Annotated in this window: 18 protein-coding genes; 11 read left to right on the forward strand and 7 right to left on the reverse strand. The window is 73.5% G+C overall.

What is annotated here, in order from left to right; genetic code table 11:
- Positions 1-10: 10 nt before the first annotated feature.
- Together OG218_RS11570 and OG218_RS11575 are read left to right on the forward strand one after the other, a co-directional pair.
- A complete protein-coding gene (locus tag OG218_RS11570) occupies positions 11-511 on the forward strand; it encodes a flavin reductase family protein (protein WP_380162349.1) in 501 nt (166 codons plus the stop codon).
- Entirely contained in the window at positions 511-1,050 is a 540-nt protein-coding gene (locus OG218_RS11575) for an NADPH-dependent FMN reductase (protein ID WP_328293372.1), read from the forward strand. Before OG218_RS11570 ends, OG218_RS11575 begins: the two co-directional genes overlap by 1 nt.
- Here the strand turns inward: OG218_RS11575 and OG218_RS11580 are convergent.
- Together OG218_RS11580 and OG218_RS11585 are read right to left on the reverse strand one after the other, a co-directional pair.
- Positions 984-2,576 (reverse strand): hypothetical protein, encoded by a 1,593-nt coding sequence (locus tag OG218_RS11580; RefSeq protein WP_328293373.1) that lies wholly within the window; start codon positions 2,574-2,576, stop codon positions 984-986. The genes OG218_RS11575 and OG218_RS11580 overlap by 67 nt on opposite strands.
- Positions 2,573-2,812: a hypothetical protein gene (locus OG218_RS11585; protein ID WP_328293374.1), complete on the reverse strand. Its 240-nt coding sequence runs from the start codon at positions 2,810-2,812 to the stop codon at positions 2,573-2,575. Before OG218_RS11585 ends, OG218_RS11580 begins: the two co-directional genes overlap by 4 nt.
- A 135-nt stretch (positions 2,813-2,947) precedes the next feature.
- On the opposite strand from OG218_RS11585, the gene OG218_RS11590 reads away from it, so the two are divergent.
- Genes OG218_RS11590 through OG218_RS11615 form a run of 6 tightly spaced genes read left to right on the forward strand, consistent with a single transcriptional unit; the run spans position 2,948 to position 8,967 of the window.
- Positions 2,948-3,748 carry a fructosamine kinase family protein gene (locus OG218_RS11590; protein WP_328293375.1) on the forward strand — a complete coding sequence of 267 codons (801 nt, stop codon included), beginning with the start codon at positions 2,948-2,950 and terminating at the stop codon, positions 3,746-3,748.
- Positions 3,745-4,311, forward strand: a complete 567-nt coding sequence (locus OG218_RS11595; protein WP_328293376.1) for a molybdenum cofactor biosysynthesis protein — start codon at positions 3,745-3,747, stop codon at positions 4,309-4,311. The genes OG218_RS11590 and OG218_RS11595 overlap by 4 nt, the downstream gene beginning before the upstream one ends.
- 36 nt (positions 4,312-4,347) lie before the next feature.
- The gene (locus tag OG218_RS11600) at positions 4,348-4,548 is read left to right on the forward strand and encodes a DUF2945 domain-containing protein (RefSeq protein WP_328293377.1); all 201 of its coding nucleotides are present in this window, start codon (positions 4,348-4,350) and stop codon (positions 4,546-4,548) included.
- Between the two features lie 30 nt (positions 4,549-4,578).
- Positions 4,579-6,003 carry an adenylosuccinate lyase gene (gene purB / locus OG218_RS11605; protein ID WP_328293378.1) on the forward strand — a complete coding sequence of 475 codons (1,425 nt, stop codon included), beginning with the start codon at positions 4,579-4,581 and terminating at the stop codon, positions 6,001-6,003.
- Between the two features lies 1 nt (position 6,004).
- Entirely contained in the window at positions 6,005-7,042 is a 1,038-nt protein-coding gene (locus tag OG218_RS11610) for a zinc-dependent alcohol dehydrogenase family protein (RefSeq protein WP_328293379.1), read from the forward strand.
- Positions 7,043-7,086: 44 nt separating this feature from the next.
- Positions 7,087-8,967: a cation:proton antiporter domain-containing protein gene (locus OG218_RS11615; protein ID WP_328293380.1), complete on the forward strand. Its 1,881-nt coding sequence runs from the start codon at positions 7,087-7,089 to the stop codon at positions 8,965-8,967.
- Positions 8,968-8,994: 27 nt separating this feature from the next.
- On the opposite strand, the gene OG218_RS11620 is transcribed toward OG218_RS11615, so the two are convergent.
- Together OG218_RS11620 and OG218_RS11625 are read right to left on the reverse strand one after the other, a co-directional pair.
- Entirely contained in the window at positions 8,995-9,690 is a 696-nt protein-coding gene (locus OG218_RS11620; protein ID WP_328293381.1) for a cytochrome b/b6 domain-containing protein, read from the reverse strand.
- Positions 9,677-10,453, reverse strand: coding sequence for a molybdopterin-dependent oxidoreductase (locus tag OG218_RS11625; RefSeq protein WP_328293382.1), 777 nt, complete (start codon positions 10,451-10,453; stop codon positions 9,677-9,679). The genes OG218_RS11620 and OG218_RS11625 overlap by 14 nt, the downstream gene beginning before the upstream one ends.
- A gap of 45 nt (positions 10,454-10,498) precedes the next feature.
- Here OG218_RS11625 and OG218_RS11630 point away from each other — a divergent pair, with 45 nt between their 5' ends.
- From OG218_RS11630 to OG218_RS11640, 3 genes are read left to right on the forward strand one after another with little or no spacing between them, the layout of a single operon-like run.
- The gene (locus OG218_RS11630) at positions 10,499-10,705 is read left to right on the forward strand and encodes a hypothetical protein (protein WP_328293383.1); all 207 of its coding nucleotides are present in this window, start codon (positions 10,499-10,501) and stop codon (positions 10,703-10,705) included.
- A gap of 10 nt (positions 10,706-10,715) precedes the next feature.
- On the forward strand, positions 10,716-10,838 hold the full coding sequence (locus tag OG218_RS11635) for a hypothetical protein (protein WP_328293384.1): 123 nt from the start codon (positions 10,716-10,718) through the stop codon (positions 10,836-10,838).
- Positions 10,835-11,473, forward strand: coding sequence for a hypothetical protein (locus tag OG218_RS11640; RefSeq protein ID WP_328293385.1), 639 nt, complete (start codon positions 10,835-10,837; stop codon positions 11,471-11,473). The genes OG218_RS11635 and OG218_RS11640 overlap by 4 nt, the downstream gene beginning before the upstream one ends.
- Here the strand turns inward: OG218_RS11640 and cls are convergent.
- Genes cls through OG218_RS11655 form a run of 3 tightly spaced genes read right to left on the reverse strand, consistent with a single transcriptional unit; the run spans position 11,433 to position 14,595 of the window.
- Entirely contained in the window at positions 11,433-12,908 is a 1,476-nt protein-coding gene (cls, locus tag OG218_RS11645) for a cardiolipin synthase (RefSeq protein WP_328293386.1), read from the reverse strand. The two genes, OG218_RS11640 and cls, sit on opposite strands and share 41 nt — an antisense overlap.
- Positions 12,908-13,558 (reverse strand): VOC family protein, encoded by a 651-nt coding sequence (locus tag OG218_RS11650; protein WP_328293387.1) that lies wholly within the window; start codon positions 13,556-13,558, stop codon positions 12,908-12,910. The genes cls and OG218_RS11650 overlap by 1 nt, the downstream gene beginning before the upstream one ends.
- A gap of 5 nt (positions 13,559-13,563) precedes the next feature.
- Positions 13,564-14,595 (reverse strand): ketopantoate reductase family protein, encoded by a 1,032-nt coding sequence (locus OG218_RS11655; RefSeq protein WP_328293388.1) that lies wholly within the window; start codon positions 14,593-14,595, stop codon positions 13,564-13,566.
- Positions 14,596-14,936: the final 341 nt, after the last annotated feature.

The raw sequence follows: 14,936 nt of genomic DNA on the forward strand, positions 1-14,936 counted from the left end.
GGACGACCCGATGGCCCTGCGCACCACCTTCGCGCTCTTCCCCTCCGGCGTCGCCGCCCTCTCCGCGATCGTCGACAGCGGCGACGGACCCGAACCCGTCGTGCTGGTGGCCTCCTCCTTCCAGGTCGGCATCTCGCTCGACCCGCCGCTCGTGCTCTTCGCCGTGCAGCACACCTCCACCAGCTGGCCCAAGCTGAAGGCGGGCGCCACCGCCGGTGGCCGCATCGGCGTCTCCGTCCTCGGCGAGGCCCACGACCTCGCGGCCCGCCAGCTGGCCTCCAAGGCCGCCGACCGCTTCGCCGGCATCGACACCACCACCCTCGACTCCGGCGCCAACTTCGTCCACGGTGCTCCCGTCTGGCTCGAGTGCTCGATCTACTCCGAGGTCCCCGCCGGTGACCACGACGTGGTCCTCCTGCAGGTCCACGCCATGGGCAACGCCCCCGACACCGAACCCCTGGTGTGGCACTCCTCCGCCTTCCGCACCCTGACCCCGAAGGCCACCGCCTGATGCGGACCGTCGTCGTCTGCGGCAACCCCAAGGTCGGTTCGCGCACCCTGACCGCCGCGACCACCACCGCGCGGCTGCTCTCCGGTGGCCCCGCCGGTGTCGGACAGGTGGACCAGGTCGTCGACGTGGCCACCCTCGGCCCCGGGCTGCTCGGCTGGGGCGACCCGACGGTGGCGCAGGCCGTGACCGACGTCGCCTCCGCCGACCTGCTCGTCGTCGCCTCACCCACCTTCAAGGCGACCTACAGCGGGCTGCTGAAGCTGTTCCTCGACCAGTTCGCGGGCGGCGAAGGGTTGCGCGGGGTCACCGCGGTCCCCCTGATGCTGGGGGCCGCCCCCACGCACGCGCTGGCTCCCGAGCTCCTGCTCAAGCCGGTGCTGTCCGAGCTGGGCGCGGCGTGCCCCGCCCCCGGGCTGTACCTGATCGACCGCGAGGCGGAGGAGAAGGGCGCCGAGACCCCCGCCCTGGCCGCCTACGTCGAGCGCTGGGGTTCCACCCTGCTCGCGACCGCCGGTGCCGGCTCGACCCTCTCGGCGTAGTAGTCGAAGGTCTCCACCCGGGCTCCGGGGGCGTCGAAGAAGGCGCTCCCGGAGTCGCGGAAACCCTGCAGCGCAGGATCTCCCGATCCGTCGACGAGCTGTGCCGTCGCGATGTAGGCCGACCAGCCGTGGGCCTTCAGCGGGTCCTGCGCGATGTCGGCGGCGAAGCGGGGGTCGTCGCCGACGTCGCGGGCGACGACGGTGCGGTGCGCCGAACCCGCGGCGGTCTCGCCGTCGAGAGCCGGTACGAGGTCGCCCGTGTGCTCCAGCGAGAGCACCTCGACCGAGTCCGGGACGTCGATCCCGTCGATCGGGGAACCCGCCGTCACGACGTGGGTGACGTCGAACTCCGCCCGCACCGCGGGGTCGGCGGCCAACGCCGCCGCGGTCAACCCACCCTGGCTGTGCCCGGCGAGCATCACCGGTTGACCTGCGCCGACCCCCGCCTGCCGCATGGCCTGCACGACCGCGTCGGCCGTCGCCGTCGGTTCCCCGGCGACCGCGCGCAGGTTCGTCGTCAGGTCCATCGGGGTCCCGCCCGCCGCCGGGACCGGTGTCCAGGTCTGGGTCCCGGGGATCTCCACGACCCACGCGACGCCGCCGTCGGCCTGGGTGACCCGTTCCAGCCGGATCCCACCCGGCGCGGGTGTCCCGGCAGGAGCCAGGCGGCCGCCCACGGAGGCCTGCCCCTCGTACCCCGTCGACTGGTGCGCGACGCCGTCGAGCACCTCGGCGATCCCGCGCGGCGGCCGGCTGGGCGTCGCCCGGGCCGTGGCCGTGGGACGGACCGCGACGCCGGTCTCCCGGAACACCGGGGCGACCGCGCCCAGGGCGGTCAGCGCCCCGGCCACGCCCGCGACCCCGTCCACCCGGGGGAACCCCGCCGCCTCCAGCAGGTACGGGGTCGTGGCCACGACCTCCTGGGCGACCTCCGGGTGCGCCGCGAGGAACCGGCCGACCCCGCGGAGGTCGTCCGCCACCGCGTCGTCGACGCCGGCGAACTCCTCGCCCACGTCCGCGCCGAGCTCCGACAGGTCGACGGTCCCGGTCCGCAGGACCTGCGCCACCGCCCCGGCCAGGACCCGGTACTCCGCGATCCCCACGTGCCGCAGCACGTCCGCGCCGACGAGGACGGCCGTGGCGCCGGCGATCTCGGGAGCCCACTCCACGACGGCCTGCGCCACCGCCCGTCGGGCGACGGCGACGACCGCGTCGGCGATCTCGTCACCGACGCGGTAGCGCAGGGCCGCGGTCTCGACCTCGACCGCCAGCGCGGCCAGCGTCGCGGCCGCCGCGACGGGGGTCCGACGCCCGACCAGGAGGTCCCCGATCGCCGTGGCGACCCGCGCCGCACTGGCCGGGGCGAACGCGACGCTCGCCGCGAACGCCGGGTCGACGGCGATCGAGACGAGGTCCAGTCCCACCACGCCGAGGTCGGCGGCGAGTGCGGCCAGGCGGGCGGCGGCCGCGTCCAGGGCGTCGGGGTCCACCGCGTACCCGGTGTCGACGGTGAGGCCCGCGCTCACGACGCCACCAGCTCGAGCGCGCGGACGTGCTCGGTCACCCTCCCCGACAACCGGTCGCACGTCTCGGCGACCCCGGCGACCTCCTGGACCGCGTCGCCCAGCCGCGCCCGGAACCGGGCCGCCGCCAGTCCCGTCCAGTCGCCCGTGCCCACCGCACCCAGCTGCCGGTGCACCGACCGCACCCGTTCGGCCACCTCCTCCACCCGGCGCGTCAACGCCACCTGCCCCAGATCCATCCGTCCTTCTCCCTCCGTGGAACCCCAGCCCGTGGACGGTAGGCAGGCGAGGGTGGCGTCGTCGGGGACCGGCGACGGTCTGTGGACGGCCCGGCCCGACGTGCCCGCTGTGGAGACCGCGGTGACCATGGACCGGTGCCGTCCACCGCCTTCGTGAAGCAGCAGACCGGGGTACCCGCCGCCGCCTTCGCCGCCGAGGCCGCGGGGCTGCGGTGGCTCGCGGACGCCGGCGGGGTCGCCGTCTGCCCGGTGCTCGAGGTGCGCCCCGACGCCCTGGTCCTGGAGCGGGTCCGCGAGCAGCGTCCCGACGCACGGGCGGCCGAACGGTTCGGACGTGACCTCGCCCGCACCCACGCCGCCGGGGCGCCGCGCTTCGGGGCTCCACCTCCCGGCATGGACGGCGACGCCTGGATCGCGACCCTCCCGCTGCCCATGACCAGGCCCATGACCAGGGACGTGACCAGGGACGACGCGGGCTGGGGGACGTTCTACGCCGAGCAGCGCGTGCAGCCCTACCTCCGCCTGGCGCGGGACGCGGGCACGTTCGACGCCGCCGAGGTGGCTGTCGTGGAACGGGTCTGCGAGCGGCTCACGGCCGAGGACCCGGCCCTGGTCGCGGGGGCGGGCAAGCCGGCGCGCCTGCACGGCGACCTCTGGTCGGGCAACGTCCTGTGGTCCGCCGACGGCGCCGTCCTCATCGACCCCGCCGCCCACGGCGGGCACCCCGAGACCGACCTCGCGATGCTGGAGCTGTTCGGGCTGCCGCACCTGGCGCGCGTCCTCGACGCCTACGGGGAGGCGGCCGGTACCCCGGACGGCCGGCGGGAGCGCGTCCCGCTGCACCAGCTGCACCCGTTGCTGGTGCACGCCGTCCTCTTCGGCGGCGCGTACGCCGCGCAGGCGCTCGAGGCCGCGCAGAGGGTGTCGGCCCTGTGACGCACAGCTACCCCGTCGAGGTCCTGCACCTGCTCGTCTCCCCCGAGCACGCCTACTTCGGCCGTCCCCGCGAGGGCGCCGCCGACGTCGAGACCCACGACCTCGACACGGTGGAGGTCGTGGCGGGCAAGGGGATCCGCGGCGACCGGTTCTTCGGCAAGGCCGCGCACATGGACGCCGCGATCACGTTCCTGGCCATCGAGGCGTGGGAGGCGGTCGCCCACGACCTCGGACTGGCCGCGGTCCCGGACCCGCTGCTGGCCCGGCGCAACGTCGTGGTCCGCGGCGTCGAGCTGGACCCGCTGCGGGGGCACGACTTCGACCTGGTGACGGCCGTGGGGTCGGTGACCGTCCACGGCGGACGTCCGGCCGCCCCGTGCGCGTGGATGGACCGGATGGTCGCCGACGGCGCCCACGCCGCGTTGCGCGGCCGCGGCGGGTTGCGCTGCACCCCGCTGAGCGACGGCAGGATCGCCCGCGGGCCGGGGGTGCTGCACTCCCCCGTCGAGCTCGACCCCGATCGGGCCGGGGAGGCCGTGCGGCGGCGGACCCCGCTGCCCTGAGGTGCGCACGGACCGGGTCGACGCCACGGTGGAACCATGGTGAAGAAGGGCGACGAGGTCAGCTGGAACACCCCGCAGGGCAGGACCGAAGGGGAGGTCGTCGAGGAGAAGACCGACGACTTCGAGCTCTACGGCAAGCACCGCAAGGCCTCCGAGGACGACCCGCAGGTGATCGTCAAGAGCGGCAAGTCCGGCAAGGAGGCCGCCCACAAGGAGTCCTCCGTCGACGAGACCTGACTCCCGCGGGGGCGTGGGACCATGAGGCACGTGACCGACTCGGCCGTTGCCGCCTCCCCGTCCGACGCCCCCGCCAGCCTGGGCGAGCCCGCGCTCGGCCCGCTCGACGGCCGCTACCGCCGATCCGTCGCGCCGCTCGCGGAACACCTCTCCGAAGCCGCGCTGAACCGTCGTCGCATCCACGTCGAGGTCGAGTGGCTGGTCTTCCTCGGCACCCACGACGTGGTCCCGGGCGTGCGCCGGCTCACCGCCGACGAGATCGCCTTCCTGCGCGAACTGCCGCTGCGCTTCGACGCCGCGGCCGTCACCGAGCTCGGCGAGATCGAGCGGGTCACCGTGCACGACGTCAAGGCCGTCGAGTACTGGATCAAGCGTCGCCTCGAAGGCACCTCGCTGGTCGACATCGCTGAGCTGACCCACCTCTTCGCGACGAGCGAGGACATCAACAACCTCTCCTACGCGCTGATGGTCCGTGACGCCGTCGCCCAGGTCTGGTTGCCGGCCGCGACGAGCCTCGTGGACGACGTCGTCACGATGGCCCACGACCTGCGCGACCTGCCGATGCTCTCGCGCACCCACGGCCAGCCCGCGACGCCGACGACGCTGGGCAAGGAACTCGCCGTCCTCGCCCACCGCCTGCGCCGCCAGCTCACGCGCATCGCCGGTGCGGAGTACCTCGGCAAGTTCAACGGCGCGACGGGGACCTACGCCGCGCACAAGGCCGCCGTCCCCACGACGGACTGGCCGGCCGCCTCCCACGAGTTCGTCACCGGTCTCGGCCTGACCTGGAACCCGCTGACGACGCAGATCGAGTCCCACGACTGGCAGGCCGAGCTCTACGCCGACGTCTCCCGCTTCGGCCGGGTGCTGCACAACCTCTGCACCGACGTGTGGACCTACATCTCCCTCGGCTACTTCGCGCAGGTCCGCGGCCAGGGCACCGTGGGGTCCTCGACGATGCCGCACAAGGTGAACCCCATCCGCTTCGAGAACGCCGAGGCCAACCTCGAGGTGTCGGGCGGGTTGTTCCGGGTGCTGGAGGAGACCCTCACGACGTCGCGGATGCAGCGCGACCTCACCGACTCCTCGATGCAGCGCAACATCGGCGTCGCGTTCGGGCACTCGCTGCTGGCCATCGAGAACGCCCAGCGCGGCCTCGCCGGGCTCGACGCCGCCCCGGCCGCCCTGGCCGCCGACCTCGACGGGAACTGGGAGGTCCTCGGCGAGGCCGTCCAGTCCGTCATGCGCGTGCACGGGCTGCCCGAACCCTACGAGCGCCTCAAGGAACTCACCCGCGGCCGCAAGGTCGACCAGGCCAAGCTGCGGGAGTTCGTCGCGGGTCTCGGCCTGCCCGAGGGTGAAGCGGCCCGGTTGTCGCTGCTGACCCCCGGCGACTACACCGGCGACGCGTCGGCGCTCGTCAGCGTGCTCGACCACCCGCTCGACGAGGCGTGACGTGCGCGCGGTCCTGATCGAGGAGTTCGGCGGGACCCCCCGCCTCGCCACCGTCGACGACCCCACCCCGGCACCGCACGGGGTGGTCGTCGCGGTCGAGGCGACCGGGGTGTGCCGCAGCGACTGGCACGCCTGGCAGGGCCACGACGACGACGTGACGCTGCCGCACGTCCCCGGTCACGAGCTCGCCGGCCGGATCGTCGCCGTGGGCGCGGACGTGCGGAACTGGGCGGTCGGCGACCGGGTGACCACCCCGTTCGTCACCGCCTGCGGGCGCTGCCCGGAGTGCGCGGCCGGGCAGCAGCAGGTGTGCCGCGCGCAGACCCAGCCGGGGTTCACCGGCTGGGGGTCCTTCGCCGAACTCGTCGCGCTCGACCACGCCGACGTGAACCTCGTCGCGCTGCCCGGGGGGTTCTCCGCCGCGACCGCCGCGGCCCTGGGCTGCCGGGTGGCGACGGCCTTCCGCGCCGTCAGCGACGTCGCACGGGTGCGACCGAGCGAGTTCGTCGCCGTCCACGGCGCGGGCGGGGTCGGCCTGTCGGCCATCGCGATCGCCGCCGCGGCGGGTGCCCGGGTCGTCGCCGTCGACCCCTCCCCCGCCGCACGCGACCTGGCGCTCGCGTTCGGTGCCGAGCACGTCGTCGCGGACAGCTCCGCAGACAGCGTGGTGCAGACGGTTCGCGACCTGACCGACGGCGGAGCCCACGTCTCGATCGACGCCGTGGGCCTGCCCGTGACGTGCGAGAACTCCGTCCGGTCCCTGCGCCGTCGCGGTCGTCACGTCCAGATCGGGCTGCTGCCGGCCGCAGCGGGGAAACCCTCCGTCCCGATGGACCTCGTGATCGCCGGCGAGCTCCAGGTCCTCGGCAGCCACGGGATGGCGGCCCACGACTACCCGCGCCTGCTCGCCCTGGTGGGTTCCGGCCGGTTCCCCCTCGCCGAGCTCGTCACCCGCGAACTGCCCCTCGAGGCCGGTCCGCGCGCCCTCGCCGAGGTCGGCGCCGCGACCACCGCGGGGATCACCGTCCTGCGCCCCTGAGCGCAGCCCACCACCCACCGGTCGGGGGGTCGTAGGGTCCGCTCGTGGAGATCGCGATCGCGCTCGTGGCGCTGACCGTCGGGGTGTGCCTGGTGTCGGCGGTCTGCGACCGCTTCGGCTGGCCGACCCCCCTCGTCCTCGTCGTGGTCGGCGCCGTCGTCTCGCTGGTGCCGGCCGTCCCGGACTTCAGCCTCGGCTCCGAGGTCGTCCTCAACGGGTTGCTGCCCCCGCTGCTCTACGCGGCGACGGCCAGCACGTCACTGGTGGACTTCACCCGCAACAAGACGGCGACGGTCCTGCTGTCGGTGGTGCTCGTCGTCTTCACCACCCTCGCGGTGGGGTGGACGACGTCGCTGCTGCTGCCGGGGGTCGCCCTCGCGGCGTGCATGGCGCTCGGAGCCGTCGTCGCCCCGCCGGACGCCGTCGCCGCGAGCGCCATCGGCCGCCGCCTGGGGTTGCCCCGCCGGGTCGCCACCCTCCTCGAGGAGGAGAGCCTCCTCAACGACGCCTCCGCCCTCATCGCCCTCGCCGCGGCGACGTCCGCCCTCACCACGGAGCTCTCCCCGCTGCACATCGGGGGCGAGTTCCTGCTCGCCGTCGTCGGCGCGGTGCTCATCGGCGGGGTCGTCGCCGCCGTCCTGGCCCTGGTGCGGACCCGGATCCGCAACCCCGTCCTGGACACCGCGGTCTCCTTCGTCGCGCCCTACCTCGCCTTCCTGCCCGCCGAGGCGCTGCACGTGTCGGGCGTCCTCTCCGTCGTGGTGACGGGGCTGGCGATGGCGCACGTCTCACCGACGGTGCAGACGGCCGCGTCCCGGGTCGCGGAGACGCTGAACTGGCGGACGGTGGCGTTCCTGCTGGAGAACGCGGTCTTCGTGCTCATCGGTCTGCAGTTCCCGCTGCTGCTGCGCGGAGCCGCCGACAGCGGGTTCTCCGGTGGTCGCATCCTGCTGGTCTGCCTCGGTGTGCTCGTCGCGACGATCGCGGCCCGGTTCGTGTTCGTCTTCGCCTCCGCCGGGGTCTTCCACGCCGTGCCGCACCTGCGCCCGAAGGCCTGGTCGCCGGGGATCTCGCTGCTGCTGTCCTGGGCCGGCATGCGCGGGGTGGTCACCCTCGCCGCCGCGCAGCTCATCCCCGAGGACGTCGAGGGCCGCGACGTCCTGCTCCTCGCCGCGTTCGCCGTCGTCGTCGGGACCCTGCTCGTGCAGGGCCTCAGCCTGCCCTGGGTGGTGCGCCGCGTCGGACTGCCCGCACCGGACCCCGCGGAGGACGCCCTGCAGGCCGCGGCCCTGGGCGACGCGGCCGCCCAGGCCGGGATGCGGCGGTTGGACGAACTGCTCACCGGGGAGGAACCCCGGCACGTGGTGATGCAGCTGCGCGGCCGCTCGAAGTCGCGCTCGCACGCCGCCTGGGAACGCCTCGGCCGGCCGTTGTCGGACTCGATGACCCCGTCGGCGGTCTACCACCGCCTCCGCCTGGAGATGCTCGCCGCCGAGCGCACCATCGTCGTCACCGCCCGCGACCGCGGCACCGCGGAACCGGAGGTGCTGCAGCGGGCGCTCGCGGACGTCGACTTCGAGGAGGCCCTGCTGGACCGCCTCGAGGACCTCGAACCCCTCGCCCTCGACCGCCGGCTCGCCCCGCGCGGTGACGGCGGCTGCGCCCACCTGCGCACCGGGTGCTCGCGCGACGAGGCGACCGAGCGCTACGGCGAGCCGCCGACCGAGTGCGCGGAGTGCGTCGCGGCCGGGGTGGCCTGGGTCCACCTGCGGACCTGCCTGGCCTGCGGGTACACCGGGTGCTGCGACTCCTCCGAGCTGCGGCACGCCCGGGCCCACTTCGGCGAGAGCGCGCACCCCGCCATGGTCAGCGCCGAACCGGGCGAGGCGTGGCGGTGGTGCTGGGTGGACGAACTCCTCGGCTGACGCGAGGTCAGGGTCGGGCGACAGGTGTCAGTGGTCGCGCGAGGTGCTCGAGGGTGGGTCCGGGACGAGCGGTGGCTCCCCGGCGAGTTCGCGCGCCCAGGCGCCGTGCTCGCGGCGGGCCCAGCGCAACGGCACCCGCCCGGTACGCATACCCGTCATCGCGTGCGGGTCGCGCAGGGCCATCGCGACGTGTCCGACCGCGAGCAGTCCGAAGGCCAGCGCGAACCAGTCGTGGACGAAGGTCGCCCCGCTGCGCCAGGCGATGCCCGCCAGCTGCGGGAACCACATCGTGAGACCCGAGACGAGCAGGGCGGCGATCGAGCCGACCGAGAGCGCCGCGTTCGCCTTCTGCCCGGCGTTGAACTTCCCGACCTGGAGCGTTCCGTCCCGGCGGGTGCGACGGCGCAGCCAGGACCAGTCGCGCGCGGTCCAGCGGTTGAGCCGGCGGCCGTCCTCGCGGTAGCTGCGGAAGACGACGCCCACGAGCAGCGGAACGGGCAACGCGAACCCGGTGTAGACGTGGACGTGCTCCACCAGCCCACGATGGCCGACCGCGACGGCGAGGGTTCCGTTGTAGAGCACCGCGGCACTGAGGACGCAGACGATCGTGAACACCGCGGTCGCCCCGTGGACCCACCGGGTAGGAGCCGCGAAACGCGGGAGCACCCGGCCGCGTTCGAGGCCGTCGACACCGGGAGCGGCGCCGGCCTCAGGTCCGTTCATCGATCTCACGTCCGTTCGAGGAACCCACGAAACCGTCGACGTCGTAGCCGCGTTGCTCCCAGTACCCCGGCTGCACCTGCGCGGTCACCTCGATCCCTTCGAGCCACTTCAGGCTCTTGTAGCCGTACATCGGGGCGACGTAGAGGCGGACGGGGCCGCCGTGGTCGTGGGTCACGTTCGCACCGAGCATCCGCAGGGCCACGATGCAGTCGGCCGACCGGGCCTGTTCCAGGGTGAGGCTCTCGGTGTACGTCCCGTCGAACGACGTCAGACGCAGGGCGGTGCCGGCCTCCTGGACGCCGACCGCCTCCAGCAGCACCGAGACCCGCACGCCACTCCACGCCACCTGCGGCACCCGCCACCCGGTGACGCACTGGAAGTCACGCACCACCTCAACCTGCGGCATGGCTCGAAGATCGGCCACCGTGAGTTCGAGCGGACGCTCGACGAGACCCGAGACGTGCAACCGGTAGGACGCCTCGTCGCGCACCGGCGCACTGGCCGTCACGGAGTAGAAGCGGAAGGTGTTTCCCACCGGCAGCAGCGACAGCAGTCCGGTCGGGTCGCGGTTCTGCAGCGGAGCCAGCACGCGCAGGGCGAGGTCCTGGGCGCGGGTGCCGGTGACCACCCCCAGCGCCCCGAGCCCCAGCAGTCCCAGCGCGATCCGGCGACCCACCGGCGCACCGTCCCGGTCGGACAGCACGGTTTCCGCCGCACCGGTCCTCACCGGCGGGCCCCGGTGCACCCGCTTCCACGGCGTCATGACGGAAACCTACCCCGCTTTGTTGAATGCTGTAGCGTCGCGGAGATGAGCCGAATCGTGGGGACCATCGTGGGGATCGTCATCACCGCCGCCGGGGTCCTCTTCACCCTGCAGGGTCTGGACGTGCTCGGTGGATCGGGAATGAGCGGCAAGACGCTCTGGGCGGTGCTCGGCCCGATCATCGCGATCGTCGGGTTGGTCCTCGTCGTCCGCAGCGCTCGCCGCCGGACCGTGCGCGACGACCTCCGCTGAACGTCCCTCGATGGACCGGCTGACCAGGAACACCACCTCCTCCACCGTGGTCCCCGACGTCCCGGAGCCGCTCGACACCCAGCTCGACCCGTTGCACGACAACCGGACCGGCGTCGTGGAGCGCGCCGGGTGAAGCTCTACGCCGACCGTCGCGCCCGCCGGAACCGGCAGCTCACAGCCGACCTGCTGTGGTTGCTGGCCGTGCTGGCGAGCGTCCTCGCCGGAACCACCGTGCACGGGGTCATCGCCGGTGCCGTCGACCCCGCACGGCAGTTCTCCGCGGGTTCGAGCGACCTCGCGGACCGTCTCACCGCCGCCGGGCGGACCGCCGCGCGGACCCCGCTGATCGGCGACGACCTCGCCGGGGTCCTGGACCGCTCGGCCGACAGCGCCACCTCGCTCGCCGGTGCCGCCGATGCGCAGATCGAGTCCGTCCTGCACGTGGCGACGCTGCTCGGTGTGCTGACCGCTCTGCTGCCGATCCTGTGCGTCACGGCGGTCCGCCTGGCCCAACGCCTCCGGTGGGCGCGACGTGCGCGCGAGGCCGGGCGGCTCGTCGGCACCCGTGGCGGCGACCGCGTCCTGGCTCTGCGCGCTCTGGCGTCGAGCCCGCCGGACCGGTTGTTCGCCGTGCACGCGGATCCGGCCGCCGCCTGGCAGGGCCAGGACCCGGCGGCGGTGCGGGCGCTGGCCGACCTCGAACTGGCGAGGCTGGGACTGGACCGGCCTACTGCAGCGCCGACGTCAGGCGGGACAGGTTCTCCTTGATGACGTTCCAGCGCGGTCGCGCGAGCCACTGCTCGAGGGTGAGCTCCGTGCACTTCGCCCGGTACTCGTCCTGGACCCGGCGCAGGTCGTCGCAGAACTCCCGCCCGCACACCATCAGCGTGAGTTCCAGGTCGAGCAGGAACGAGCGCATGTCCATGTTCGAGGAACCGATGACCGCGACCTCCTCGTCGACGGTCATGTGCTTGGCGTGCAGCACGTACGGCGCGGGGTAGCGGTGGATGCGGACCCCGGCGCGCAGCAGGTTCTCGTAGTAGGAGCACTCGGCGTAGTGGACGAGGGCCTGGTCGCCGAGTTCGGAGACGAACAGTTCGACGTCGACCCCGCGTTCGGCGGCCGTCGTGATGGCGGAGAGCATGGACTCGTCCGGCACGAAGTACGGACTGGTGATGGAGATGGTGCGCTGCGCGGAGTACAGCAGCGCGTTGAAGAGCTTCAGGTTGTTCTCGCCGTCGAACCCGGGGCCGCTGGGGACGACCTGGCACTCGAGGCGCCCGGGTGATCCGACCGGGGAGACCTCGGGTCGTTCGGTCTCCAGGAGTTCGTCGGTCTCGGAGTACCAGTCGGTGATGAACATGGCCTCGACCCCGGCGACGATCGGCCCTTCGAGGCGCACCATGAGGTCCTGCCACTGGAGTCCGCGCTTGAGGTTCCCGCGCTTGTTGTAGCTGCGGTCCAGCACGTTCTGCGACCCCATCCACGCGACGTCGCCGTCGATGACGAGGAGCTTCCGGTGGTTGCGCAGGTCGGGACGCTGGTACTTCAGCTTGTGCAGCTGGACCGGGAGCATCGGGTGCCACTCGACGCCGACGTCCTCGAGGAAGCGGATCGTGCGGCGGTAGCCGGGGTAGCGCAACGACCCCACGTGGTCGAGCAGCAACCGGACCTTGACCCCGCGCTCGACGGCGCGTTCGAGCGCGGTGAAGAACGGCTCGCTCGTGGGGTCCTTGGTCATGATGTAGAACTCGACGTGCACGTAGTCGCGAGCGCCGTCGATCGAGCGCGCCATCGCCCGGATCGCCTCGTCGTACTCCCCCTCGAGCTGGGCCTGGTTGCCGCCGACCAGCGGCATCGCCCCGAGGTTGCGGTTCAGCTCGACGATCCCGGTCAGCCACGGCGGCCACGGGTGGTCGGAGGAGACGAGGTCCATCCCCTTGGTCGAGGACAGGATGAGTTCGTTGATCTCCCGCTGCTTGCGGCGGCGCTTGCGGGGCAGCTTGGGGTTGCCGATGATCAGGAACGCCACGACCCCGATGTAGGGGATGAAGAAGATGGTCAGCAACCAGGCCAGGGCGGAACTCGGACGCCGGTTGACGGGGACCACGGCGATCGCGGTGAGGCGCACCACGAGGTCGACGACGAGCAGCGCGATGGCCGAGGCCGTGATCGAGGGGATCCAGCCGGGCAACCAGTCCATCAGATCTCGACGGTTCCGCGCGGGGTCTCGAAGCGGACCGAGCGCAGTCCCGTGCTGCGCGGTCCTCCGACGACGTCGAGCCAGGTGAAGTCGATGCGGTCGGCGCTGAAGTCCGGCGGCAGGCCGAGCCAGCCGCGGACCCGTTCGCGCTGGCCGGCGATGGTGAGCCCCGCCAGGCGGCTGCCGCCCGCGAGCGCGATGGCCGAGGGGTGCTGGGTGTCCGGCCCGTCCCACTCGATGAGCAGCGGCAGTTGCGGTTCCTCGCTGAGCGCGGGCGCACCGATCTGGTGCCAGCGCAGCTCGACCCCGTCGGGACGGCGCCGGACACCCTCCTCGGCGGTCTCGCCCAGGCGTTCCGCGAAGGAGGCCAGGTCCTCGACCACGACCGACCAGTTGAACCAGCCCCCGCCCTGCAGCGTCCGTTCGCGCACGGCCCGCCCGAAGAGCGCCTTCTCGGCGACGGGGTGGTCGAGGACCTCGACGACCTCGACGTAGCTGCCCCCGGACAGCGGCAGGACGACGTTGCGGGTGCCGAAGCGGGGGTGGGGACCCCCGTCGACGACGCGCACGCCGAGTCGCGCCGCCAGGGACCTGGCGGTCTCCTGCAGCCCCTCGGGGCCCGCGGCGAAGCCGACGTGGTCGACGCGCATGGGGCTCACCCTCTCAGGTGGGTCCCGGTGGCAGCCGCCTGGTCCCCCCCGACGCTCGCCACGAGCGCCTTGACGTCCTGCACCCCGAAGGCCCTGGGCCCGAGGCCTCCCCGCACGGAGGCGTCGGCCAGGACCTGGAGCGCCTCGTTGACCGGTGTCGCCACCCCGTGCTCGCGACCGAGCCGGACGACCTCGCCGTTGAGCCAGTCGGTCTCGACGGAGCCCCCGCGGTGCAGGCTCTGCCAGCTGGAGGACCCGAGCCGTTCGCTGCCCGCGACGGGGGCGGTGTGGAAGCCGATCTCGGCGAGTTCCGGCAGGGCCTCGGCCCGGCCCAGCGGTGGCGTTCCCGCGGCCTCCAGGACCCGGAGCCCTTCCGCCCGGGCCTCCTCCCGCAACGCGTCGCTGCCGTCCTCGGGACGGCAGACGGCGTCGAGTGCGTTGCCGGTGTTGTCGATGAGCTTGCCGCGCTTCGCGGCCATCACGTCGTCGCTGACGATCGTCGCGAACCCGGCGCCGGCCAGGTCGGCGGCGATCTGCTCGACGAGCTCGTCCCGACCGCGGGGGTAGCGACCGAGGACGAAACCACCGGACACCGGGGCCCCCTCGGAGCTGACGACGCCCGGTTCGAGGTGCGTCGCGGGCAGGAACACGCAGACGCCGACGACCCGGCGGAACCACCGCAGGGCCAGCCGTTCCCCCTCGACGCCGTTCTGCGCGCAGACGATCGGCAGCTCGTGCCCGGCGGTGGAGTCACCGACCGGGGCGGCCGCCCAGTCGGCGAGCAGACCGGCGGCGTCCTGGACCTTGACGGCCAGCACCAGCACGTCGTCGGGGGTGAGGACGACGTCGGCCGGGGAGTTGGCCACAGGGGCGTTGAGCTCCACCGGACCCGTGGGGGTGAGGAGTCGCAACCCCTTCTCCCGCAACCTGTCCGCGTGGGACCCACGGGCGACCAGGACGACCTCGTGACCGTGTTGGCCGAGTCGTCCACCGATCGTCCCGCCGATCGCTCCTGCCCCGATCACGACGTAGCGCACCCAGGCAGTGAAGCACCGACTTCCGGCACCGGCTCCCCGACCCCACGAGCTCGCCCACCGGTGGGAGCCGGTGGGGGCGTTCACGCCCCGGACCTCCTCGACCGGAGCGCCGGCCGCGACGGCGCCGCGCAGCAGCAGGGGCTGCCCCGAGGAACGTCGCGGCGGCAGCCGGAGGTGGCCCGTGGTGGGGCGGGAGGCGAGGCCGCCCGGCGCCTCGAGCCGCTCGGTGACGGCGAGGCGGCGGGGGGGCGGCCGCGCTGCTGTCCCGTGCGACCAGCAGCAGCGCGACGACGGGTCGTCGACCCGTGCTCGGACCGCGGCTCGTGCGCGACGGAGGTCGC

The organism is Kineococcus sp. NBC_00420 (assembly GCF_036021035.1).
Lineage (GTDB): Bacteria > Actinomycetota > Actinomycetes > Actinomycetales > Kineococcaceae > Kineococcus.